The organism is Pseudomonas sp. GL-R-26 (assembly GCF_019947365.1).
Classification (GTDB): domain Bacteria; phylum Pseudomonadota; class Gammaproteobacteria; order Pseudomonadales; family Pseudomonadaceae; genus Aquipseudomonas.
Genome location: NZ_JAGYGI010000018.1, coordinates 68,919 through 93,243, shown reverse-complemented (window position 1 = coordinate 93,243; position 24,325 = coordinate 68,919). Strand labels below are relative to the sequence as shown.

At 60.3% G+C, this 24,325-nt stretch carries 15 protein-coding genes; 8 read left to right on the top strand and 7 right to left on the bottom strand.

Annotation, left to right across the window (positions count from 1 at the left end):
• Positions 1–55 precede the first annotated feature (55 nt).
• Positions 56–6,682, bottom strand: coding sequence for an NEL-type E3 ubiquitin ligase domain-containing protein (locus tag KGA96_RS19405; RefSeq protein ID WP_223514401.1), 6,627 nt, complete (start codon positions 6,680–6,682; stop codon positions 56–58).
• 167 nt (positions 6,683–6,849) lie between these two features.
• Between KGA96_RS19405 and KGA96_RS19400 the strand changes: the two genes are divergently transcribed.
• Positions 6,850–7,068: a DUF2970 domain-containing protein gene (locus tag KGA96_RS19400; RefSeq protein ID WP_223514387.1), complete on the top strand. Its 219-nt coding sequence runs from the start codon at positions 6,850–6,852 to the stop codon at positions 7,066–7,068.
• 6 nt (positions 7,069–7,074) lie between these two features.
• Here KGA96_RS19400 and KGA96_RS19395 read toward each other — a convergent pair whose 3' ends face one another.
• Entirely contained in the window at positions 7,075–8,160 is a 1,086-nt protein-coding gene (locus KGA96_RS19395) for an ABC transporter substrate-binding protein (protein ID WP_223514385.1), read from the bottom strand.
• 523 nt (positions 8,161–8,683) lie between these two features.
• On the opposite strand from KGA96_RS19395, the gene KGA96_RS19390 reads away from it, so the two are divergent.
• Both KGA96_RS19390 and KGA96_RS19385 read left to right on the top strand, forming a co-directional pair.
• Positions 8,684–10,342 carry a nitrite/sulfite reductase gene (locus KGA96_RS19390; RefSeq protein ID WP_223514383.1) on the top strand — a complete coding sequence of 553 codons (1,659 nt, stop codon included), beginning with the start codon at positions 8,684–8,686 and terminating at the stop codon, positions 10,340–10,342.
• Positions 10,326–10,820 (top strand): DUF934 domain-containing protein, encoded by a 495-nt coding sequence (locus tag KGA96_RS19385; protein ID WP_223464402.1) that lies wholly within the window; start codon positions 10,326–10,328, stop codon positions 10,818–10,820. The genes KGA96_RS19390 and KGA96_RS19385 overlap by 17 nt, the downstream gene beginning before the upstream one ends.
• A gap of 52 nt (positions 10,821–10,872) precedes the next feature.
• On the opposite strand, the gene KGA96_RS19380 is transcribed toward KGA96_RS19385, so the two are convergent.
• Together KGA96_RS19380 and sohB are read right to left on the bottom strand one after the other, a co-directional pair.
• A complete protein-coding gene (locus tag KGA96_RS19380; protein WP_223514381.1) occupies positions 10,873–14,760 on the bottom strand; it encodes a dermonecrotic toxin domain-containing protein in 3,888 nt (1,295 codons plus the stop codon).
• 190 nt (positions 14,761–14,950) lie between these two features.
• Positions 14,951–15,973: a protease SohB gene (gene sohB, locus KGA96_RS19375; protein WP_046038501.1), complete on the bottom strand. Its 1,023-nt coding sequence runs from the start codon at positions 15,971–15,973 to the stop codon at positions 14,951–14,953.
• A gap of 201 nt (positions 15,974–16,174) precedes the next feature.
• Here sohB and KGA96_RS19370 point away from each other — a divergent pair, with 201 nt between their 5' ends.
• The 5 genes from KGA96_RS19370 (at position 16,175) to KGA96_RS19350 (ending at position 20,727) form a co-directional block, all read left to right on the top strand.
• Positions 16,175–16,885 (top strand): histidine phosphatase family protein, encoded by a 711-nt coding sequence (locus tag KGA96_RS19370; RefSeq protein ID WP_223514380.1) that lies wholly within the window; start codon positions 16,175–16,177, stop codon positions 16,883–16,885.
• A 64-nt stretch (positions 16,886–16,949) separates the two neighbouring features.
• The gene (locus tag KGA96_RS19365) at positions 16,950–17,264 is read left to right on the top strand and encodes an SCP2 sterol-binding domain-containing protein (protein ID WP_007976511.1); all 315 of its coding nucleotides are present in this window, start codon (positions 16,950–16,952) and stop codon (positions 17,262–17,264) included.
• Positions 17,265–17,535: 271 nt separating this feature from the next.
• Positions 17,536–18,399, top strand: coding sequence for a LysR family transcriptional regulator (locus KGA96_RS19360; RefSeq protein WP_046038506.1), 864 nt, complete (start codon positions 17,536–17,538; stop codon positions 18,397–18,399).
• Positions 18,400–18,505: 106 nt separating this feature from the next.
• Complete coding sequence (locus KGA96_RS19355) at positions 18,506–19,651, top strand: sterol desaturase/SRPBCC family protein (protein ID WP_223514378.1); 1,146 nt, start codon at positions 18,506–18,508, stop codon at positions 19,649–19,651.
• Positions 19,648–20,727: an SMP-30/gluconolactonase/LRE family protein gene (locus KGA96_RS19350; protein WP_223514376.1), complete on the top strand. Its 1,080-nt coding sequence runs from the start codon at positions 19,648–19,650 to the stop codon at positions 20,725–20,727. Before KGA96_RS19355 ends, KGA96_RS19350 begins: the two co-directional genes overlap by 4 nt.
• Before the next feature lie 166 nt (positions 20,728–20,893).
• On the opposite strand, the gene KGA96_RS19345 is transcribed toward KGA96_RS19350, so the two are convergent.
• The 3 genes from KGA96_RS19345 to KGA96_RS19335 form a co-directional block, all read right to left on the bottom strand.
• Complete coding sequence (locus tag KGA96_RS19345) at positions 20,894–21,127, bottom strand: hypothetical protein (protein WP_223514375.1); 234 nt, start codon at positions 21,125–21,127, stop codon at positions 20,894–20,896.
• A gap of 164 nt (positions 21,128–21,291) precedes the next feature.
• The gene (locus tag KGA96_RS19340; RefSeq protein ID WP_223464395.1) at positions 21,292–23,403 is read right to left on the bottom strand and encodes a PAS domain-containing sensor histidine kinase; all 2,112 of its coding nucleotides are present in this window, start codon (positions 23,401–23,403) and stop codon (positions 21,292–21,294) included.
• Positions 23,404–23,567: 164 nt separating this feature from the next.
• Positions 23,568–24,257, bottom strand: a complete 690-nt coding sequence (locus tag KGA96_RS19335; RefSeq protein ID WP_046038514.1) for a GntR family transcriptional regulator — start codon at positions 24,255–24,257, stop codon at positions 23,568–23,570.
• Between the last annotated feature and the right edge of the window lie 68 nt (positions 24,258–24,325).

Sequence of the window (24,325 nt, the reverse complement as noted above, 5' to 3'; positions counted from 1 at the left end):
GTTATTCCGCAATCGTGAGCAGGCTCGCTCCCACATTAGTTATCCGGCGGCTGATTCAGCTGCTTCTGGCCGAGGTCCCCGGTTGCGGCTCCCCACCCGCGACCTCCTTGCGGGACAACTCGATCATCTTCGCGTTGCGCGCCGCCGCCTGCTCGAACATCTGAGTCAAAAGGGCAGCGTCATCGGCGATATCAACACCGTCATCCTCCCCTGCCTGACTATCCACCTCATCAAGCGCCCTGAACTCTTCAGGGTATTTCTCCTTGAGATAACTCACCCAATAGTCACGCTGGATCAAGTCTTCGAAAAACCCGTCGGACCGCTCCGCATTGACGATTTCCACGCGCGCGTCAGCCAGTTGTTGCCGCGTGACGCCCGAGGCATAGGTCATGTGTTTCGGCTGACCCGGCAGGATCAGGCCGTCATCCCAACCCTCCGTCAGACCGATTCGATAACCCAGGCGCACCTCGGCCTCATCCTCACCGGTATTAGCTGCGGCCTTGGTCGCCAGATCATCGATCTTGTCCAGTCGGAACAACTGCCTGGACAGTTTCAGCAGTGCTTCGCCCTTCACGCTCAAGCCTCCAGGCGGAATGTCGAGCAAGGCATTGTGGGTGAACACTTTGCTTTCCAGCCCGCTGAACGTGAGAATTCGCCCGTCGACACAGGTGCCATGGGTACTCGAACTGGCGAACAGCACTTCCCGAAGTTCGCTGTTGCTGGCCGCGGCTTCCATCACTGTCCAGACCCGTCGCGTCAAATCGGCATTGGCCACCCGAAACTCCTGGGTGTCCTGCAATCGCGAGAGCAAATGAAAGAACGCAGCATTGTCCGGCTCGGCCGCCAGCCGATTCCAGATTTCGCTTTTACCGGCCAGTTCCTCCGGGAGTGTATTGACTAGCCATGGGGTCTTTTGCGCGGAATCAGGCTCAACGTCAGGGAGTTCTTCATCCGACTCGACGCTGTCACTTTCGCCTTCGTCGTGAGCATCATCAAGTAACTCGTCGAGTTCGGCCCGCGAGAGCCCCAGCACGGTGTCGCGTGCTCCCGAGTCACGGTAAGCCCTCAAGCGTTCGAGGCTCTCAAGCGCCAGGTTGTTGTCGCTCAGATCGATGCCGATCATCAGGACATTGTGATTGCCATCCAGAGCCTGCGCTGGAACCGATGTGATGTCGTTACCACTCAGATTCAGGACTCTGAGGTGGGCGGCATCCAGCACGCCGTCCGGCCATTGCGCCAGATTGTTATTGCGCAGATCGAGTGTCACCAATGCTTCGAAAACGTCGAGATCGAAGGACTCCAGTTCGTTGTAGCCCAGGTCAAGCCGGTTCAGGCGTTCCAGATTGCTCAACGAGGCGTACAGGTGTTCGGCATCACTCAGCCGGTTCGAAGACAGTTCCAGTCGCTCGAGCGTACCCATGTGCTGGACCGGCTCGGGTATGGCTTCCAGCCCATTGCCGTTGAGTTCCAGGGTCTTGAGCCGGGTAAAAGCGTTGAGGAATCCGTCGGAGCCTGTCGGGGTCAGCTTTACACCGGTCAGGTTCAACCTGCCGACGTGCTCGAATGTTGCCGGCATCTCTGGAAGATCGCCCAGTTGCAGACCGCTCAGATCCAAAACGGCATTGGCGACGCCCTCCACGCCGGTCAGGCCCTGACGCCAGCATTCGAGGATGCGCAAGGCGCCCAGCCTGCGAATGCTCGAAGACACCATCCAGCCTGTGCCGCGCACGCCCCGTGTAAAGATCCAGCCGTTCAACTGACGCGTAAGCGCTTCGAAGGTCTGTTCCCAACCGGCAAGGCGTTCGCTGATTTGCACCTCGCTCGCCCCGCGCTCGCGCATCTGTTCCAGCGCTTGCAAGGCTTCATCATCCGCCAGTGCCGGCTTCAAACGTTGCAGACGCCTTGTGAAAACCTCGGCCCCTTCTCCCGCCGCAACCTCAGGCAGCGTCAGCAAATGCTGCGCAATGGAAAGCCCACTCTCGGACGGCGGGAAACCAAGCGGTATCGGCTCCATGGCGAACCGTTGCAGGGCACCCTCTGGCAGCACTCTGGCAACTTCTGTTCGCTGCCAGGCGGTCCGGAGCATGGCGCCAGCCTGATGGGTCAAGGGCGAACCGCCGAGATTGGTTTTGAGCATTACCTCATTTTCCAGTACCGCCACCGGTAGCTCGGAAATCTTGCTGTCGCGTAAATCCAGCCAGGTCAGCTCCGGCAAATCCTGGGCACCCACCGGCCAATCCCGCAGCTCAGTCGCGCGCAGATTCAAGGCCTTGAGACGAGTCATTGCGCTGACGTCCAGGCTGTTCAGGGGATTGCTGCTCAGGTCCAGATATTCGAGCGTCTGCAGCCCGTCGAGACCTTGCTGAACCCCTGGATCGACAACAATCGCGTTACTGGAGAGATCCAGCTGAGTCAATTTTCCGAGATTGTCGGGGCCGATGGGGATTTCGGTCAGGCCGCAACTGCGCAAGTCGAGTGTTTGAAGTTCGGAAAACCCGCTGATGAAATCGCGAATCTGTGCTGCAGGCGCTTTACTCCCCCTCAAATACAGCGTTTGCACCTCCGGGAAAGCACCGGCCTGCAGCTCGGGAAAATCACTCAACCCCAGATTTGGCAAGTCGAGCACCGAGGCATTGACCGTAGCGCCGTAGCGCTTGAACACGCCGTTGCGCCAGCAGGCTCTCAGGGAATTGGCCGCTAATGTCCGACCTGTCATTTCGTTGATCGCTGTCGGCATTTCACGCACACGATAGGACCAGTCATTGAGGTTGCGGTTGAGTGCATGGTGTTGCTCACTCAAGGCTTCGATCGCCCCGTACCTCGCCTCGGCGTCCTGCCACTGCTCGACAAACTGATTGAACAAGGCCTCGTGATTCTCGTTGATGCCCTCGCCAACGCGTCTCAACTCACCCTTGCTGTAATCCCTGACCATTTCCTCGAGATCGACAAGGTGTGGGGGTTGCCTTTTGGCGTACTCATACGCCGGCCTGAAATTTTCACGAAGGAAATTCGACCAGTCCAGCGACAGTCCGGACCAGAGCTTTTCATGCCCGTTGAACATGCCGTCGGGCAAGGTCCTGATCCCGGTGCCCTTGAGGTTCAATCGCTCGAGTCGCGGCAGTTCGAGCACCCCGCGGGGCCATTCGAACAACGAAGGTGCAAGCACTTCCAGCAGGCGCAGATTGCGCAACTGGCTGACATCCAGCGCAATCGGCGCGAATCCCGAGCAATAGACATTGAGGTACTCGAGCCTGGTCAGCGCGCTCAGCCTCGTCGGCATGTCGGCGGCGTAGGGAGCGGATGAGTACAGGCTCAGATCGGTGAGTTCCGGCATCGTGCCGATGATTTCGGGCACATTGCTGAACTGGTTGCCCGTGGCGTTGATCCGTAGTTTTCTCAATCTGGGGAAATTCGCCAACAGCGCATCGGCATTGGCATCGGTGATGCACCTGCCCCGCACGTACAGATCACGCACATGGGAGAAATCCGCCGACAACGAAGGAAGCGCTTCGTCACAGGTCAGGTCAAGCAATGTGAAGCGCGCCTGCTCTGCGGCCAACGGCGAGTTGCGCCAGCTATCCTTGAGACTCTGCGCGACCGAGGCCTTACCGCCCAGCATGCGCTCCAGGGCAGAGCTCGGCGATGGCTCGCCAACCCATTGATCGAGCGTCGCCTCAAGCGTCTCCCACTCCCGCAGGCGGGTCTGCAACAAACCGTAAATCTGCGCGTCGGTTTTTCCTGCCCGCAACTGCGCCAGGACAAATCCGTTGGCCTGCTGTTCGGTCAGCGCCGGATAGACATTGCGAACCCGTATCGCCAGCGAAGGGTTGATCCCTTGCCCGCGCCCGCTGGCGTAGTACCCCACCAACCGCTCGTTGACCCGAACCGGAGGCTTGAACGTCGCATGCTTGCCAGTGCGTGTCTCCAGGCTTTGTGCCAGCTCGCCACGATGGGTGACGGCATAGTCGATGATTGCCGTACGCAACTGGCTGCCCTGAGCCACATGGGGAACACCCAGCGCCTGGCGCGCCGCGTCGGGCAAGGCGTGCATGATCGACGGATAAAAATTGTCACCATTTCGAGGAATGCCATTGAGCTCCTCGCCGCGCTCATCGAACGCCTGGTAAGCCGGCCCTTTCTTGACCACATATTTGCGCGTGTCGGCAGCCTGACTGCCAATGCCATCGATCAGCGGCCCCTCGACGTGACTGTCGCGCACTTCCAGGCGCACGCCGTCGGACCAGCCCGGCAGCTTTTCCAGGGAATGCAGGGCGAGCCATCGGCTGTCCGCCGATGCCATACGCTCCAGAAGCAACCCGGCAAAGGCCTGGTTGACGCGCCCTTGCCGTGCATACCAGCGGCCCTCTTCAAGCATGTTCAAGGGAATCCGCCGCGTCGTTTGCCACCGCTCCAGTTCCTCGGCATTGCCATCGAGCAACACCCTGTTGGCAGCGGATTCACTCAGCCCCGGGCAAGCTCGCTGCAACATCGCCACCGGCCCCTTGACCGCCTTGGTGTTCCCCGGGCCAGCCTCGAACGCCGCCAACAACTCAGCCAGCCCGGGAGGTGGAGGCAGGCGATCGAGGTGCATCTTGCGCAAGGCATTGTCATGGGTGCCGCTGGCATCGGCGATGGTGAGCAGTTGTTCGTCAGTCAGGGCCTCGGTCCCATGGCCCATGCGCCGCAACAGGGTCAGGCGATCCCACTCTAGAGGACGCTCCAGCGTATGGCGCCAGGCACCGTGGCCGTTGTGTTCGAGAATCGGCCGCCAGGCCCTGACATCGGACGGATGCTTGATGCGCCATTTTTTCAGCGAGGAATCAAAGGTGATCTCATACACCTTGCCCACCTGGCGGATGTAAGTCTTGCGGTTCGCACGAAACTGGCCCAAAGCATTGGGGGCGATGTCATCGCCCAGTTCAACGTTGCACTCATAGGCCTTCAGGTCGGGTTTCCACAGCCGTGTCGCGCCATCGGGGTGCTTGATGGCGTCCAGCCCTTCAACCACAGGTTCGGGTGCAACCGGCGCCATCTTGCCCAGCACCTTGCCGGCCCCAGCCATCGCCGCGATCAGCGCCAGGTTTTCCGCAACATCGATCAGGTGCGCCTTGGCCGCGTTCTGATCACCCTCACTCCATTCGACAACCCCTTCGAACGATTCGTACAGCAATTGCCCGGCCATTACCGCCAGCATGATCTCGCCCAGCACCGGTACGAACATCGACACCATGTTCAAGCCCAGCATGCCGATTTCCAGCAGGTGATTGAGCTTTGCCGCCCGAACCCTCGCATCGACTTCGGCGGTCGGGACCGCATGGCTGCGCGCATCGGCGATGACCTTGGCGCGGTTTTGCTCGTAGAGATAAGTCCACAGATCGGTGTTGGCGGACCAGATTCCGGCTACGCCATTACGCGTCGTACCCATTGGGTCGAGGTAAGGATCTTCCACGGGTTCGCGCTTGCCCTGGGCTTCAGGGGGCAGCTCCTTGATACCAACGAACGTGGAGATCGGCGGAATGTACCGGGCGACCTTGACCCAGATGGAATGCAGCGGATCGCCTGGAGCGTCCGCCGCCTTGCGGGTGAACTGGCTGAAGTAGTAAGGGCGGTCGGCGTAAGCCACGAACTGACTGAAAAAGCGCTGGTGTGCGGTCGGCCTGCCATCGCTTGCAGACCGTGAATTGCCGGCCGTGAACTGGCGCTTGAATTCGTCACTCAGCTGCGCCGAGGTGTAGCGCTTGAGCGGATGCTCGGGATCATGGGGGATGTAGACGATGAAATCGCTGGTGTAGCGATATTGCTCGCTGATGCTGAACACCACGCAGCCGGTCATCCGGCGCTTCATCAGGATGAGATCGCGAAACCAGACCTGTCTGTCGCCCAGCCGGGGATGGACTTCCCCGCCAATGACCGAAAGGATCATCGAGTAGTCTTGCGGCTCGATATCCTTTTTCAACAACGCCAGGTCGGCTGCCGCCCTCATTGCGGTTTTCTGGCTGTCGATAAATTGCTCGCGCAGGTTGGCTTCCGCCCGCGTATCGGCTGGCTGGAAAAAACCGTTCACGAAGGTTTGATATTGCGCTCCGATGTCCAGCGTTCGGCACAGCGACAAGAACTGCCTGACCGTCATGCCCAGCGCAACATCTTTGAACGTGCCGGGGGTCGGCGTTTCGACGACGAACCCTGAACCACGGTGAAAGGCCCCGTCTTCACACTCCGAGGCCTCGAAGTTGTGCAATGCCGCCTGGAGCAAGGAAAGCTTCAACACCTCGAAAGACGAGACTTCGATATCGAACACGCCAGCCTCCAGGGGGCGTCGCAGGCACACCCAGGTCTTGCTGACGTCGACGTCGATCGAGAACCTGTCCTTGAGAGCCTTGGCCAATATCGGCCCGGCGAATGTTTCGGCATCGTGCAGCGCGGACATTGTCTGGTCCAGCCGGGTCTGCGAGATAAAACTGGTGTTGAAGCTTGCCCTCAGTGCCTGCTGTTGCGCGCCGGATGCGTGCACGTACCAGTCAGGCAGGCGTATTGCGCTATCTTTGATCGCGGCGCGCCTTGAGGACGTCGCGCTGATCAGCCAATCGGGGGTCATGCGTTCAAGCGATTCACTGTGCATGCTGCTTTTGCCTGGCAGCAACGGCTTCGACGTCGGGGACGAAGTGCGGGATGAAATGCTCATACTGTCTCTCCTGATAAATGGAGCGACAGGACACCACCCGAAGGCTGGACACCTGCGGTACATAGTTACCGCAAGTTCAAAAAGGCGAGACAACGCGTTTCAGCCAGCCACGGCACGAATCGGCAGATTGGCTATGCTGTGAGGACCAACCTTCAGGCGAGGGATTTATGAACGATCCGGCCGACAACAAGCCGCCGACCTTCTGGCAAATGCTGCACAGCGTCATGGCGGCAGCGTTCGGGGTGCAGAGCGGGAAGAACCGGGCCCGTGATTTCACTCACGGCAAACCGAGTCATTTCGTGATTCTGGGGATTGTGTTCACGGCGGTGTTTGCATTGACGCTGTTCGGCATCGTCAAGCTGGTGCTGCTTCTGGTCGGGGTTTGACGGGGCTCAGTGCATCAGGGTTTGCAGGGTGAACGGGTAACGCCAGGACGCGGGACGCCCCTTGGCCGAGAGTTTGTGGAAATCCACGCCGAAGTCCTGCGCGGTGCCCATCGCCAGCAGCCGCTTGGCCTGTGTCCGATCGATCAGCTGCAATAACGGGATCTGGCGGTCACGGCCACCGTATTGGCTGATGTCCACGCCTTCATCGTAGTCATGCAATTGCACCAGCGCCCAGCCACCGAGGCTGAAGTGCCCGCCCAGCAAGACACTCAGACGACGGTCCAGCAGTGCCTGCAACGCCGCGGGTGAAGTGTTGATCGCGCCGAACAGCACGCCTTTTCCTGGCACACCTCCGGCTTCGACATACGCCTGCATCCCACCGAACGCCATCTCGTCATTCGCGGCCCAGACCAGCGACGTCTGCGGGTAGCGCTTGAACAACAACCGGGCCTGCTCATAAGCACGTTGCCGGGTCCAGCCGCCGTACACCAGTTGCCGCAAACGCACTTCGGGGTGCTCGGCCAAGGCACGCCGCAAGCCCTTCTCGCGAAACTGCGCGGACGGGGTGATCTTCAAACCGGAAAAAGCCAGCAAGTCGATGGTCTGGCCGGGGGCCACCGGGCCATGCTGTCGGATCAGTTCCTTGAGCATCAGGTAGCCGCCCTCCTCGTCATTGGGTACCAGGCTGCCGAGCAAATCGGGGTACTTGTCAGGTTGGGCACCGATCAGTTTCGTCTGATCTGGGGTCAGGGCGTTGTTGACCATGAACAGTTTTACCCCACTGCCCTTGGCCAGCCGCAGGATTTCGGGGGCGATGTATTGCTCGTTGACGAAGACCAGGTAGTCAGGACGATGGTGGCCCTGAAGGGCTTCGCGAGCCTGGCGGAGGGTGTTTTCGGAGACGCGGTCGGAATACTGGATGCTCAAGTCCATCCCCAGGTCGGTCGCCGCGGCCTGCATGAACTGCGAATAACTCACCCAAAAAGCTTCCGTGGGGGTTCCCGGATTCAGGAACAGCACTGACGCCGCCTGGGCACAGGGTCCCACGACCATGCCCAGCGTCAGCAATACGCCACACAGAAACTTCAACATTGGTCGTCCGAGCCCCCGGAAATTCGCCGCGCATTATAGCCAGCGGACGTCCGTAAAACGGCGATTTTTCCGGTATTTGTCAGACAATCGTCGGAACCGGGCCCGGACGGGGTCGCTTACTGATGACTGACCCAGAATACCGCCGTCCCCACAACCAGAATGATCAGGAACAAAATTGCCCATGCATCAACGGTGCTATCGCTTTTCCTTGCTTTGGTTGGGTTGCTCATTGCATCGCCTCTTGTCGGTTTTATCGGTGATTGCATAAAGACACGAGCAGAGTAAAGACGACGATTGCCCGCATCACAAACAGGGTCTTTGCAACAACGATTCTCATTAGGCGATTTGGTTCTTTACATATGCTCAAACATCACTTTTACGCATAACTGCAAACTGGTATCTTGCCCCGGCTCCGTAGGGAGTGCGCGGCCGTGCGCGCAGAATTGCCGAGGTTTTATCGGACGCCAGCAAGCCAAAAAACGCCGCTGTTTCCGACCGGCCCAAGCCTGAGAACAGGACTTATATGTACGTATACGACGAATACGATCAGCGGATCATCGAGGACCGCGTCAAGCAGTTCCGTGATCAGACCCGACGCTATCTGGCAGGCGAGCTGAGCGAAGAAGAATTCCGCCCCCTGCGCCTGCAAAATGGCCTTTATATCCAGCGTTTCGCGCCGATGTTGCGAGTCGCCGTGCCTTACGGCCAACTGACTTCGCGCCAGACGCGAATGATGGCCAAAATTGCCCGCGACTACGACAAGGGCTACGCCCACATCAGTACCCGGCAGAACGTGCAGTTCAACTGGCCGGCCGTGGAAGACATTCCGGACATTCTTGCCGAACTGGCCACCGTGCAGATGCACGCGATCCAGACCAGCGGCAACTGCCTGCGCAACGTCACCACCGACCAGTTTGCCGGTGTCGCCGCCGACGAACTGATCGACCCGCGCCCATGGTGCGAGATTGTCCGCCAGTGGACCACGTTCCACCCGGAATTCGCCTACCTGCCGCGCAAATTCAAGATCGCCGTCAACGGTTCGACTTCCGACCGCGCCGCCATCGAAGTCCATGACATTGGCCTTGAGCCGGTGCACAACGCCGCTGGCGAACTGGGCTTCCGTGTGTTGGTCGGCGGCGGCCTGGGCCGTACGCCGGTGGTCGGGGCATTCATCAATGAATTCCTGCCGTGGCAAGACCTGTTGAGCTACCTCGACGCCATCCTGCGGGTCTACAACCGCTATGGCCGTCGCGACAACAAGTACAAGGCGCGGATCAAGATCCTGGTAAAAGCGCTGACGCCTGAAGTCTTCGCACAGAAAGTCGATGCGGAAATGGAGCACCTGCGCGGTGGCCAGACCACATTGACCGAAGCCGAAGTGCAGCGCGTCGCCAAGCACTTCGTCGACCCGGACTACAAGGCCCTGGAAAACCAGGCAGCCGCACTGGCCGAGCTCGACCAGCAGCACCCGGGCTTCGCCCGTTGGCGCGTGCGCAACACCCTGGCCCACAAGAAGCCGGGCTATGTGGCCGTGACCTTGTCCCTGAAACCGACCGGCGTTGCACCGGGCGACATCACCGACAAACAGCTCGACGCCGTGGCCGATCTGACCGACCGCTACAGCTTCGGTCAACTGCGTACCTCCCACGAGCAGAACATCATCCTGGCCGACGTCGAGCAGGACAAGCTGTTCGCCATGTGGGGCGAGTTGCGCGAGCAAGGCTTCGCCACGCCGAACATCGGCCTGCTGACCGACATCATCTGCTGCCCGGGCGGCGATTTCTGCTCCCTGGCCAACGCCAAGTCGATCCCGATCGCCGAATCGATCCAACGCCGTTTCGACGACCTGGACTACCTGTTCGACATCGGCGAACTGGACCTGAACATCTCCGGTTGCATGAACGCCTGTGGTCACCACCACGTCGGCCACATCGGCATCCTGGGGGTGGACAAGAAAGGCGAAGAGTTCTATCAGGTTTCCCTCGGCGGCAGCGCCAGCCGTGACGCCAGCCTGGGCAAGATCCTCGGCCCGTCCTTTGCCCAGGAAGCCATGCCTGACGTGATCGAAAAGCTGATCGACGTGTACATCGAACAACGTACCGAAGACGAACGCTTCATCGACACCTATCAGCGTATTGGTATCGACCTCTTCAAGGAGCGCGTCTATGCAGCGAATAATTAAAAACAACGAAGTCGTCGACGAAACCTGGCACCTGCTGCCCAAGGATTTCAACATCGACGAGATCAGCAACTGCGACGACCTCATCGTGCCGTTGCAGCTGTGGCGCGAACACAGCCGTATGCTCCTGGCCCGCGACGGCGGCCTGGGCATCTGGCTGGACGCCGATGAAGAAGCCGAGGAAATCGGCGAAGACGTGGCTCAGTTCCAGGTCATTGCCCTGAACTTCCCGGCATTCACCGACGGCCGCAACTACTCCAACGCCCGCTTGCTGCGTGACCGTTACGGTTTCAAGGGCGAATTGCGGGCCATTGGCGACGTGCTGCGTGACCAGTTGTTCTACATGCATCGCTGTGGTTTCGACGCGTTCGCCATTCGCGCCGACAAAGACCCGCACGAAGCCCTTGAAGGCCTCAAGGACTTCTCGGTGACCTACCAGGCCGCTACTGACGAACCGCTGCCGCTGTTCCGTCGTCGCTGACCGTCACGCCTTGAACCCCGGCGCGGGGTTCAAGGCGTTTTCACCCTCCCCGCTAAAACAACGGATAGTCGGCCAGCGGCATCGGCCGCCCCAAGGCGACCCAATCGCGGTACAGCCGGACTCGATCCTCCAGCACCACGAACAACCGAAACGGATTCTCGGCATCCGCCATCCGCGTTTCGACACACTGACGCAACCAGCCCCACAACTCTTCTGACGCATCTGCTTCCTGCAGCAAGCGCCACACACGCGCCTGCAGCGACCGATAGCCGACCTGGAAATCCGCCGTCAGGCTCAATCCATCCATGACCCGCAGCAACGTACTGCCCGATGGCAGGACGGCCAATCGTTGCCAGATCTGTTGTCGCGCCAGGCGCACGCTTTCATCGCCCTCCTCCAGCCAGGGCGTCGCACTGCCATAATCGGCACCCGGCTCACTCAGCCACAGATTGATACCGGTGCGTTCGCGATGATCCACCAGACGCAACAAGGTCTCTTCATCCGTCAGCGGATTACCCCACAGTTTCACCCGGTCCCGGGAGACCGCCTGAATCAGTATCGCGAAGGGAACCCGGCTGATCCGGTTGCCTCGCAAGTCGAGCGCGGTGAGGTACGGCTGATCGGCGATGCCAATCGGGCAACGGCTGATCCCGGTGTTTCTCAGATTCAACACACGCAACTCATTCATCCCCAGTACCACGGGCGGGACAGTCAACGGGTTGTCACTCAGGTCCAGCGTTTGCAAGCTCACCAGATCACGAAACTGCGAAGCCGTGTTCTCCCGGAGCTGAAGAAAGGTGGACCTCAGGTTGAGCGTTGTGAGTCGAGTCATTTGCCGAACCGGTGCAGGCAATACCCCCTCCAGCACGTCGTCTGCATTGAGTCGACGCAGATCCACGCGTTCCAGGTTCAGGGAGTGCAGATTGGGGAAACTTTCGAGAAAAGCGTTCAGGCTCTCGCGCTCGACAAGATGCAGGCCCTGCATCGATAGCTCGACGACTTCATTGAAGCGAACGTTCATTGTCGGCAAGCGATGGAAGTCCTCGTACCCCAGGTCCAGTCTGTAACCGCTGCACACCTCGCCGGACATGACTCGATTGATCTGGGGCGGGCATTTTTGCCAGATGCTCATCAGCTCGTCGCCCAATTCATTTCGCGCTTCACGCTCGCAATCGATCACGGTTTGCAGCAGTTCGACATTGTACGCCGCCACCTGCTGAGGACTCATGCCTGCGGCGGCATCATCGCCCACCGCCAGAAAATCCACATCCATGTCATCGGCATCCAGCACGGCCTGGTCGGCCCAGTGGCACAGATCGGCATGCAACTGCTGCGCCTCGAGCGTCAGGCGATCCACCAGCGCTTGCGCCCGGGCACCCGCCGTCAGGAGCAACTCGTCCACTTGGGCATCGGTGAACTCCGGATACAAATCCTTGACCTGCAAGCGCATGATTTCGTGAGCCAGCACAGCGCCTTGTGGCGTGTTCGGAAAGCCGCCGCCGCGCAACCCCCTGGCTTCGAAGGGCAACCGCGAATCCATTCGATTCAAGCCGAGTATCAGCTCGGAGCGAGACAAGGCGCGCCCGCCAATGCGCAGGCGCAACTGGCTGGATGCGTCCGGGGAGCTCAGCGACATCACCGCGCGTTCCTCCCCTGACAACAGATCGACCAGCGCGGCAAACAGATCCGAACCCTCATCGTCGGTAGCCGCCACCATGGTATACCGATAGCGATCACCGACCTTGATCAAACGCCGGCAATCCGCGGAATCGAACGGGCCGCAACGGTCCAGGACCCGGCCACTGATTGACCCGTCGAGCACCTCAATGCGTAGGTCTTTCGGCCAACCGGGCAGGCGTTCCAGGGAGTGCAACGCCAGGACATCGGAATCGGGATGACTGACCGAACGCAAGTACAGGCCCTCATAGGCCCGGTTGAGTCGTACATGCTGCTGATACTCGCGTGCCTTGCTGTCCAGACGCTTGAACAGTTGCAGCGCCTCGTCAGCATCGACAGGCCGATTGATGTCGACCCCGGAACGGTCGAGGATCTGCTCCACGGCATTTTTCGGCAAACCCTGGTATTCGCGCTGAAACAGGCGAATCCAGTCCTGGTCCGAGTGCTGAAGCGCCTGATAGCGGGCGTTGAACAATCCGGCCCGTGCTTGCGGATCGGTGACGGTTTCCAGTTCCTGATCGAGCTTGAAGCGAGTGATGGTGTCGGCAAGCAAAGGTGTCGGGGCGCGGCCGGCCTGCATAAGGCGCAACATGTCGTCGTCGACCGTGCTGATCCGGGCGATCTGCGCCAATACCTCATCGCTGAAGACAGCAAGCGGTGCGCAAACGCGTCGCATCAGCTCCACACGTGTCGACACCGGCGCCGATACCGATCCGGGTATGGGTTCGACCGGCGTTTCGGGATGCGGCTCGCTCCCCGGCTCCTCCGAATCCTGCAGCGTTCCGGCGATTTTTTCTTCACCCTTGAGTGCCGCCACCGCCCCGGCCAGCGGGAGCGCATTGAGCAAGCCGAACACCGTGCGCGTCACGCCCTCGGAGCGCTGCTCCGGCGCTTTGCCGTTGATGGCCTGATCGAGGCCGTAACCGGCGTCGATCAGGCCGGCCAGCACCAGCACGCCCTCACCTCCCGGAATGAACAATGCCAAAGGCCCCAGCCGGTTGATCCACTGCACGAGCGGCTGCACCACCGCGCTCAGGTTGTCGCGATTGACTTGGGCATCGTCACGGATGGTTTTGACGCTGGCCATGGAGGCCTGCTTCATGGTCAGTACCAGTTGCGCGAACGGATCGGTGTCGGTCGACACACGCTCAAGGTCGATATAGTCCTGCGGGTCCCAGAAACCGTCGTTATTGAAGAACCCTGCGTTCTTTTTCAGCCAGTGCTCCTTCGGGTAAACCGCCATGCCCTGCAACGCCGTCAACACGCCCGCATGGAAGGTGCCGTCTTCACGATCGTCCTCGGCAAAATGCGCGACCAGCGCTTGCCGTGTGGCGGCACCCCTGGCTTGGGCCACGATCCATTGGCGCAGGTGCGGCAAATCGGCGAATTCATGCAAGGGTGAGGAGTTGCCGGGAATATTCAGCAAGACCCGGCCACTGTGACGGTGGCGGTAACACCAGATATCGTCCGATGTGTAGCGATAGATCGTCAGCCGACCGACTTCGATCGGCGCACTGACGCGAGTGGGCGCCTGCACCTGATCGATGGTCAACGCACCCCAGACCTGCTCCGCTGGCAAACCGGCGGCCTGCATGGCCAGGGCCAGGCCCTCCTGACTCAAGCTGCCCTCCTGATGTTGCAGGCAGGCGCTCATGATAAAGGCGGCCTTGGCCGAGGTTCTCAGATCGTAAGGCTGCGCCTGGACGATTCGCTTATCGGACGGCCAGGCGCGATCAAGGTAAGCCTGATAGTGGGTCTGCAGATCCAGATCCCATACCCACTGTTTGAACGCCGCCGGCCTCAGGGCAATTTGCGTTGCCGGCCCATACACCTGAGGCGTGGTCTGGCGATAGATGCCTTCGTAGGTATGGTGGTTGCCGTTGCCGTGGTCGGCAAATTCATCGACATGCTCCACGATACGCATGGACGGGCCGACATCGGGCGGTGTGAACAAGCCCAATAGGCTTTCGGCAAAACGCCCGTCACCGACGCTCTGGTAGTTTGCCAGCAACGCCTGCACCAGGGTTTGCGTGTTTGCCACCTGGCCTTGCTCGATACCGTCCTGCGGCGGGTGCCCGCGGTAGCGGTAATCCAGGGTGACCAACAGGGCGTTTTGCGGGTCGATGTCTTGCCCCCACTTTTCCTTGATCAACTGTGCAGCGAACTGCGCGGGAGACTGCGGCAAAGCCGCGCTCACCACAGACTCCAGTGTTACGCGCAGCGGCATATGTTCGGCATGAAGCGGTGTCCGATGGTCATTCATGTGCGTTCCATGGCAACTGTTTTTTGGAACACCAACATAACCAGCCGCTGCCTTGCCGAAAGCAGGAACGGTCGCCTGCTGCCTACAGAGATTTCGCCGGGCCGTGGAGGACATCGGGCAAGCATTCGCAGGCAAAAAGAAAACCGGGGCATATGCCCCGGCTGGATGTTTTGTTGTATCTCCTGGCCCGTTACCAGAAGCGTTGCTGGGTCAAACGGCTCCACCAGCTCAGCAGCACGCGATCGACCGAGCCGCTGGCGGCCATGCCGATGCGTTCCGGCAGGCTTTTGCGTTCGGCGTAATGCAAGTGATAGAGCTCGGACTTGCTGGCGCGCTCGGCGAGGTATTCATCGCTGGTCTTGAGTTCGTCGACCAGGTGTTTGTCCAGCGCCGCGACGCCGAGCCAGATTTCGCCGGTGGCCACTTCATCGATCGCCAGTTGCGGGCGATAGCGCGACACGAAGTTCTTGAACAGTTGATGGGTGATGTCCAGGTCTTGCTGGAACTTCTCCCGGCCCTTCTCGGTGTTTTCGCCAAACACGGTCAGGGTGCGTTTGTATTCACCGGCGGTCAGCACTTCGAAGTCAATGTCGTGCTTTTTCAGCAAGCGGTTGACGTTGGGCAACTGCGCCACCACGCCAATCGAGCCAAGGATCGCGAACGGTGCGCTGATGATCTTCTGCCCGATGCACGCCATCATGTAGCCACCGCTGGCCGCGACCTTGTCGATGCACACGGTCAAGGGCACGCCGGCCTCACGGATACGCGCCAGTTGCGAGGAGGCCAGGCCGTAGCTGTGAACCATGCCGCCGCCGCTTTCCAGGCGCAGCACCACTTCGTCCTTCGGTGTGGCCAGGGTCAGCAAGGCGGTGATTTCGTGGCGCAGGCTTTCGGTGGCCGATGCCTTGATATCGCCGTTGAAATCCAGCACGAACACCCGGGGCTTGGCCTCGGGCTTTTTCTTCTGTTTCTTGTCGGTTTTAGCCTGGGTCTTGCGCAGGGCCTTGAGCTGGTCCTTGTCGAGCAAGGTCTGCTCCAGGCGTTCGCGCAGCCCTTTGTAGAAATCATTGAGCTTGCTGACCTGCAACTGGCCCGACGACTTGCGCCGCCCCTTGCTGCGCAAGGCCGCAAAACTGGCCAGGACCACCAGAATGGCGATCACCAGGGTCACGGTCTTGGCCAGAAAAATGGCGTACTCGGAAAAAAACTCCACAGGGACTCCTCAAACGATGCGCGGCTTGAACGCGCGCGGGATACCTCCAGCATACCCATGCGCCGACCTTGCGACCAGCCGTGAAAGCTCTGGCAACAGGCCTGTAACAGGCATTTCAAACAAGCGTATGTTTTTTCATTGACAGCGCACCGCCATCCTCATAACCTCGCCAAACCTTCAACGTACCGGGAAGACGCGGACGTGGGCAGCATCTATTTGATTCGACATGGCCAGGCCTCCTTTGGTGCAGACGACTACGACGTCCTGTCGCCGACCGGTATTCTTCAGGCTGAAATCCTTGGCCGCCACCTGGCCGAACTCGGGATCAGCTTCGACCGCTGCCTGGCGGGCGACCTGCGCCGCCAGCAGCACACGGCCAACAGCGCGCTGGAGCAATTCGCCGCGGCGGGCCTGCCGGTGCCGCTGCTGGAAACCGACGCCGCCTTCAACGAGTTCGACGCCGATGCAGTAATCCGCGCGCTGTTGCCGGCCATGCTGCCAGACGAACCCGAAGCCCTGGACATCCTGCGCAACGCCGCGCAAAACCGTAGCGAGTTCCAGCGTATCTTCGCCCTGATCATCGAGCGCTGGCTGGCCGGCACCTACGACACACCGGGCCTGGAAAGCTGGCTGGGGTTTGTCGAGCGGGTGCAGGCCGGCTTGCATCGCATCCTCGACCAGGCCGACAACACCCAGAAAATCGCCGTGTTCACCTCCGGCGGCACCATCACCGCCCTGCTCCACCTGATTACGCAAATGCCTGCCCGGCAGGCCTTTGAATTGAACTGGCAAATCGTCAACACCTCGCTCAACCAGCTTAAGTTTCGTGGTCGCGAGGTGTCCCTGGCTTCCTTCAACAGTCATGCGCACCTGCAACTGTTGAAGGCCCCGGAACTCATCACGTTTCGCTGAGTCCGGACTATTGTGACCCTGGCTGTAATCACCCAGCTCTTATTACCCAAGAAAGGATCGAACCATGACCTCCGTAGCTGATGCCGTACAAGCAATGAAAGCCAAGTTCAACCCAGCCGCTGCTGCCGGTCTGGACCTGGTCTTCGGTTTCCGCATCGACGACACCAAGAACTTCTCGCTGATCGTCAAGAACAGCACCTGCGAACTGCAGGAAGGCGAGAACCCGGACGCCCAGGTGACCCTGGTGATGGACGGCGAAACCCTGGAAGGCATCGTCGACGGTTCGACTGACGGCATGCAAGCGTTCATGGGCGGCAAACTGCGCGCTGAAGGCGACATGATGCTGGCGATGAAACTGTCCGAGCTGTTCCCGTCGTAAGCACTGGGCTTCCGAACTTCGGGAGCGTGCCTGCTACAAACGAATCCCGCCCTTAGTGGCGGGATTCGTCGTTTTTGCTGGTCCTGTGGCGAGGGGGCTTGCCCCCGTTCGGCTGCGAAGCAGTCGTCCCACCATTGATTTCGACTTATCGGAAGGACGCCAAGGGCCGCTTCGCGCCCCAACGGGGGCAAGCCCCCTCGCCACAGGGTATGAGTGGTGCCAGTGAGGTATCCGCTCTTACAATGCCTGAACCTCTCACACCGGCCACCCCATGGACATCGACCTCGCCCGCACCTTCCTCGAAATCGTCCGCCATGGCAGCCTGGCTGCCGCCGCGGAAAAACTCCATGTCACCCAGACCGCGATCACCGCACGGGTGCAAAAACTCGAGAGCCAGCTGGGCAGCACTCTGTTCGTGCGCAATCGTGCCGGTGCCCGCCTGACGCCCAACGGCGAAGCGTTCGTGGTGTACGCCAATCAGCTGGTGCAAACCTGGGAAGCCGCGCGGCGTGATTTGCCGTTGCCCGAGGGTTTACACGATGTCCTGCACATCGGTGGCGAGGTGAGCCTGTGCAACCCGCTGATGCTCGGCTGGGCCGGTGAAATCCGCAAGAATATCCCCAGCCACGCCCTGCGCATGGAAATCCGCGATGGCGAAAACCTGCTGCGCCAACTGGAGTTGGGCGTTCTGGATGCCGCGCTGGTGTATCAGCCCGAGTATTGGCCGCGTCTGCAAGTCGAGCAGGTTCTCGAAGAAAAACTGATTCTCGTGCGCCAGGCCGAAAAGCCCGACCCTTATGTGTACATCGATTGGGGCAGCGAATTCCGACGCCAGCACGACGCCGCGCTGCCGGAAAAAGCCAAGGCCGCGCTGAGTTTCAATCTCGGTCCGCTGGGCTTGCAGTACCTTCTTGAAAACGGCGGCAGTGGCTACTTCCGCACCCGCGTCGTACAGAGTTATCTGCAAAGCGGCGCCCTGGAACGGGTGCCCAAGGCGCCGGAATTCAACTACCCGACCTATCTGGTCTACTCGCGCGATCGTGACTCGCCGACGCTGCAACGCGCCTTCGATCTGCTGCGCAAGGTCATCGATTCCGACGAAGACTGGTCGCAGCGCTGGGATCCGCTGACCTGAGACCGGTTTGCACCGGATCATGACCGTTGTGTCCTCAAGGTTCGGTCCGTCAAGTCACCGGGATCGGCTAATCTGAAAGAGATAACAAAAACGACAGGTGATTGCAGTGAGGCAGACCACCGAAGGATTCCGCAGCCGTTACCGCGCCGACATTCATCCGCTCTACAACCCCTGGCTGCACGGCGCGTTTGTCCTGGTGTTCGGGGCACTGGCGATCAGCGTCTTCTGGAGCAACGTACATCAGGTGCGGCCAGCGGAATGGCTGGCGGTGCCCGTCACGCTGCTGTTGTTCAACCTCGGTGTGTACATGGTGCATCGCCACCTGGGGCATCATAAAAAGACCTTCGCCCGGCTGTTTTATGCCCGTCACGCAGTCGACCACCACAGCTTTTTCACCCCCGGCCACATGACCTACGACAGCGCCCGCGACTGGCGGGTGATCCTGTTTCCGGCGTGGCTGATCGTGCTGCACACCCTCGCCGTCGCCCTGCCCCTCTGGTGGCTGCTCAAGCATATCAATACCAACGTCGCCGGATTGGTCGGCGGCCTTCTTGTCCTCGGTTACCTGACTTACGAAGTGTTTCATGCCTGCGAGCATCTGCCGCCGCACAACCCGCTCACACGGCTGCCGTGGATCCGCCAGATGCGCCGGCTGCACGAACTGCACCACCGCCGCGAACTGATGCAGGAGCGTAATTTCAACATCGTTTTCCCGCTGATGGACTACCTGTTCGGCACCCTCTATTGGGAGCCGGAACCTGCGCCGCTCAACCCGACGAGAACGCCCATGACCCGCATGCAGCATCAGATTGTCATTGCCGGAAACCCGGTCCAGGTACTTGCCTACGCCAGCACCGTGACCCTTTGGCCGCAATGGCATCCGTCGTCGCTGCGCATCGATGGGCCAAAAGGGCCGTTGCATGCCGGCGCACGTTTCGAGGAGGACATCCGTGCCGGCGGGCGCGACGGGCACTTGCGCTGGGAGGTCGCGGAGTACCTGCCCGGAAGGCGCTGGAGCGCCGAGGCCCGGGGTGATCACGGCCTGTCGCTGGTGGTGACCTATGAATGCGATGCCACAGGCGAGGACACACGCTTCGTCCGCACCCTGGAATATCAATTCAGCGGCCTGGCAATGCGCATTGCCAACCGTTTGTTGCTCAAGCGGCGCATCGATCGGGAATCGGCGGTATCGATGCTGGCGTTGCGCGACATGGCGCAGAAGTCTCTGGCGGCGACAGGAGTCGGCGCGTGAGCAGAACCTCCAAATGTCTGTTGCTGGCCATCGTCGCCGTCGGCGCCTTCCTGCTGCTGATGCCAACCAAGGTGCGACCGGTGGCCTGGACGCCACAACCTGCGCCGCCCCTCGACAGCGGAGTCTACGCCGACAATCAGCGGCTCAAGGAGGTGGAACGCGTCGGTGCCGCCAACATCGACGGACCCGAAGCCTTGTTGCTGGAAAACGACACGCTCATCACCGGCCTGCACGACGGTCGCCTGATCCGCACGAGCCTGGATGGCAAGACCACCAAAGTCCTGACCGATACCGGTGGCCGGCCACTGGGCCTGGCCCGGCATCCCAATGGTCTGCTGGTGATCGCCGATGCCGTCAAAGGCTTGTTGTCCCTCGATGCCCAGGGGCGTCTGGTGGCCTTGACCACAGAGGTCGATGGCGTTCCCTTCGGTTTTACCGACGATGTGGCCATCGATAAACCGGGTCACTACGCCTATTTCAGCGATGCTTCGAGCCGCTTCGGCTATGGCCACGACGGTGAGGCCGTGATCGAACACGGCGGCGACGGTCGACTGCTGCGCTACGACTTCCAGACCGGCAAGACATCGGTTGTGCTGGATAAGCTGGAGTTTGCCAACGGTGTGACTCTGGGACCGGACGATGCCTATGTGCTGGTCAATGAAACCGGTGCCTACCGCATCAGCCGCTACTGGCTCAGCGGTCCGAAGGCCGGCACCCATGACCTGTTCATCGACAACCTGCCAGGGCTGCCGGACAACCTGTCGTTCAATGGCCACGACCGCTTCTGGGTGGCACTCTATGCCCCGCGGAACGCCTTGCTTGATGGCACGGCGGCGCATCCATTCGTGCGCAAGATGATCGTGCGGGCCATGACCGTCTTGCCCAAGCCAGTGGAAAAACGCGGATTTGCCCTGGGCCTGGACCTTGAGGGCAAAGTAATTGCAAACCTGCAGGACGGCAGCAGCGACAATTACTCACCGATCACTACGGTGCGCGAGTATGGGGACTGGTTGTATTTCGGTTCGCTGAAAGCGCAGAACATGGTGCGATTGCCGTTAAGCAAGGCATTGCAATGAGCGGTCCCCCTTCCTGAGTTCACCGCTGTTGTTCACCGGGATATTTTGGCTGGGTCATGAGGCACCTCGTTGAGAGCCGTAACATCGGTCTCTGAGCATTCGAGGTGCCGGTTCTGGTTGCCGTTCCAACTTTCCCGCCACCGGTCGTCAGTGGCAGCACGCTGGTTCAGGACGACGCGCCAAGTTGCTTGACGATCTTGTCCTTGACCAGCAGACGAGCCTCCTTGAGTTTCCTTACGGTGTCATCGTTGGACTTGGCCTCCTCTGCTTTCACCACTTCGGCATCCGCCTGGGAATACTTGTTAAGCAGTGAATCCAGTAACGGATCCTTGGTGCGTTTCTGCTGGACTTCTTCCTTTGAGCGTTTCAGATCCTGATAAAGGTCATGTGGCACCGGCATGGAACACCTCCGTTTGTTGATCGGCAGCGAAACGCGATCAATTGCGTTCACCAACTATCAGAATGGCCTCGGTTTACCCGTTCTGTCGACCACCTGTCAGACCAGCGGTGTCCGTTCGTCGTCCGGTCCCACAGGCGCTAAAACCTTTGCCTGCGCCAGCGGATTCAGCCGTTGAGCACCATGCGCACCATCTGCCTGAGTGATTCGGGATTGTAGGGTTTGCTCAACAGGTGGGTGTCGGAGCTGAGTTGGTGATTGCGCGAGATGATGTCGCGGGTATGCCCCGAGGTGAACAGCACAGCCACCGGCGGTTCCTGCACTTTCGCCCAGGCCGCCAGGTCGGAACTCTTGATCAGACCGGGCATGACCACGTCGGTGAATATCAGGTCCACCGCCAACCCTTCCAGCAACATTTGCATGGCGACGTCACCGTTGGTGGCCGTGAGGACCTGATAGCCCTCTTCACGCAACAACTCCACCGCCGCCACCCGCACGGCCTCATTGTCCTCCACCACCAGGATGCGTTCGTGCCCGCCCCGTTGCGGCACATCGGGGCCCGGCGTTTCGCTGGGTGCTGCGCGTAAGGTGCGCGGGAAGTACAACTGCACCCGGGTCCCCCGCCCCACGTCACTGGCAATTTCGATATGACCGCCACTCTGCTTGACGAAGCCAAACACCATGCTCAGGCCCAAGCCGGTGCCGTGCCCGTCGGCCTTGGTGGTGAAGAACGGCTCGAACGCCTGGGCCAGCACCTGCGGCGGCATGCCGACGCCGGTATCCGTCACGGACACCCGCACATAGTCCCCCGGGGCAATGCCCTTTGCGGCGCAAAATTTGCGATCAAGGACGATGTTTTCCGCGCACAGGTCAATCCTGCCCTCGCCTTGAAGGGCGTCACGGGCGTTGATCGCCAGATTGAGAATGGCGTTTTCCAGTTGGTTGCGATCGACAAACACATTCCACGAGTCTTCGGGTGCCGTCATGTGAACCTGAAGGGTTTCACCCAGGGCACGCAGCAACAACTCCGCCAGACCATCGAAAATCTGCCGCAACGTGAAGACCGCGGGCGACAACGGTTGGCGACGGGCGAATGCAAGCAATTGCGAGGACAGCTTGGCACCGCGCTCGACGGCGGCGATAGACGCCGAGACCCGGCGCTGCACATTGGCGTTACCCGGCTCATGGCGCGCCAGCAGGTGCAGATTGCCGGCGATCACTTGCAACAGGTTGTTGAAGTCATGGGCCACACCGCCGGTGAGGCCGCCGATGGCTTCCAGCTTCTGTGACTGGCGCAGTTGCTCTTCCGCCGCCAGCCGCGCCTCGACTTCATCGGCCACCCGTTGTTCCAGGTTGCGGGTGAACTTGAGCAGGGACTCTTCGGCGTTCTTGCGTTCGTGAATATCGATCAGCACGCCGGGGAAGCGAAACGCCTCGCCCTGCTCATTGAACTCGCAACAACCACTGGCGAGTACCCAAAGGTAGCTGCCATCCAGGCGCTGGATCCGGTATTCGACGTTGTAGGGCTCACCCGTCTCCACCGACAGTCTGACTCGCTCCTGAACCCAACTGCGGTCATCCGGATGGATCCGGCTTTCAGCGATTTCCTGGGACAGGTTTTGCAGGTCTTGCCCGGGTGGATAAGAGAGCGTGCGAGCGAAGCGCTCGTCACCCGACAGCACGTTGGTCTTGATGTCCCAGACAAAGGAACCGAGCAAGGCGCCGGCGTTCAGCGCCAGGCGTACCCGTTCGTTGTCGGCGCGGTAGGCGTCTTCAGCCACTTGTCGCCGTTGCTCGGAGATCACCCGCTCCGTGGTTTCCACCACCATGGACATGACCCCGGCCGGGCGCCCGTCATCGTCGGCCACCGGGCTGTAGTAGAGGTCCATCCAGACATCTTCCGGAACCCCGTCACGCAGCAGTACCAGTTCTTTGTTGCGATAGGACAAGGTACCGCCCGCCAGGCAGGTGTCGACCACGTGGCGATTGAACTCGGCAACTTCCGGCCAACCCAGTTCCACGGCAGAACCGAGCAGATACGGATGACGTCCACCGGCAAACTTGGAATAAGCGTCGTTATAGATCATGTACCCGGACTGGCCCCAGAGCATCACCATCGGCAGCGGGGACGCGAGCATCAACTGCACCGCGCTGCTCAGGCTCCTGGACCATGAGTCGAGCGGGCCAAGTTCGGTCAGGCTCCAGTCGAACGCACGAATGCGCCCGGCCATTTCGCCGTTCCACCCGGAGCACCCGTGGCTATCCTCTAGAAACTGCATCGGCTGGCTCTATCCCGGTAAGTTGCACCCGTTTATTTCGAGCATCCTGCACGCTATTCGTTTCATAGAGGTATAGCTGATTCTGGTGGGCCACTGGAGATCCCTTGTGGGAGCGAGCCGGCTCGCTCCCACAATTTGGTCCTCAGTAACCGAGAGACCGTGCACTACACCTCAATCAAGTGCTTTAGCGGGTTGTAACTGCTTTTCAGCGTGGCCGCGACATCCAGAATGGCCTTCTCGATGCCATTCAAATGCATGCAGGTCAGCTCTATGGCCGCGCTCTGGTTCCCTGCTTCGATGTACTCGATCAGCCGCAGGTGTTCGTCGTCGCGGCAGACCTCGTGGCTGTCGTCATCCAGTGCGGCGGCATACAGCGACGCCCGGGAAATCAGCTTCTGGAACCAGTCCAGCAGCACCGGGTTGTTCAGGCTGCGGGCCAGTTTGATGTGGAACTCGCCGAGCAGGTGAATCAGCCGTTCGTGATCACCGCTCTGATGCGCTTCATCTTCCAGCAGCAAGTGATCGCGCAGGTCCTGAGTCACCGCTGTATCACGCCGACGGCACAGCTCACTGACGATGCCGATCTCGACCAGGCGACGGGTTTCGAACAGCGAGCGGATCTCTTCGTCACTGGGCAACGACACCGACGCACCTTTATTGGGCTCGGTGGTGACCAGTCCGTCGGCCTCCAATTGCTTGAGCGCGGCCCGAACGGACGTGCGGCTGACATTGAACAGCTCGGCCAAAGAGGCTTCGCCAAGCTTCATGCCCGGACGCAACGAGCGTTTGCTGATCGCTTCGTAAACCCCTTGGTAGACGCGGTCGACCGTGGTTTCCAGTTTCTTTTCCGTCATTCATCAACTCCTGGCGCCCTGTGCAACCGACCCTGGCGAATGAACAGCCATTGAAAAAGGGGCTTGCA

What these genes read in the sequence shown, in the direction of transcription:
- KGA96_RS19380 (WP_223514381.1), bottom strand. Translation starts at nt 14,760, where the DNA reads ATGAATGACCATCGGACACCGCTTCATGCCGAACATATGCCGCTGCGC.
- KGA96_RS19340 (WP_223464395.1), bottom strand. Translation starts at nt 23,403, where the DNA reads ATGCAGTTTCTAGAGGATAGCCACGGGTGCTCCGGGTGGAACGGCGAA.
- KGA96_RS19405 (WP_223514401.1), bottom strand. Translation starts at nt 6,682, where the DNA reads ATGAGCATTTCATCCCGCACTTCGTCCCCGACGTCGAAGCCGTTGCTG.
- KGA96_RS19365 (WP_007976511.1), top strand. Translation starts at nt 16,950, where the DNA reads ATGACCTCCGTAGCTGATGCCGTACAAGCAATGAAAGCCAAGTTCAAC.
- KGA96_RS19390 (WP_223514383.1), top strand. Translation starts at nt 8,684, where the DNA reads ATGTACGTATACGACGAATACGATCAGCGGATCATCGAGGACCGCGTC.
- KGA96_RS19400 (WP_223514387.1), top strand. Translation starts at nt 6,850, where the DNA reads ATGAACGATCCGGCCGACAACAAGCCGCCGACCTTCTGGCAAATGCTG.
- KGA96_RS19335 (WP_046038514.1), bottom strand. Translation starts at nt 24,257, where the DNA reads ATGACGGAAAAGAAACTGGAAACCACGGTCGACCGCGTCTACCAAGGG.
- KGA96_RS19395 (WP_223514385.1), bottom strand. Translation starts at nt 8,160, where the DNA reads ATGTTGAAGTTTCTGTGTGGCGTATTGCTGACGCTGGGCATGGTCGTG.
- KGA96_RS19385 (WP_223464402.1), top strand. Translation starts at nt 10,326, where the DNA reads ATGCAGCGAATAATTAAAAACAACGAAGTCGTCGACGAAACCTGGCAC.
- KGA96_RS19360 (WP_046038506.1), top strand. Translation starts at nt 17,536, where the DNA reads ATGGACATCGACCTCGCCCGCACCTTCCTCGAAATCGTCCGCCATGGC.
- KGA96_RS19345 (WP_223514375.1), bottom strand. Translation starts at nt 21,127, where the DNA reads ATGCCGGTGCCACATGACCTTTATCAGGATCTGAAACGCTCAAAGGAA.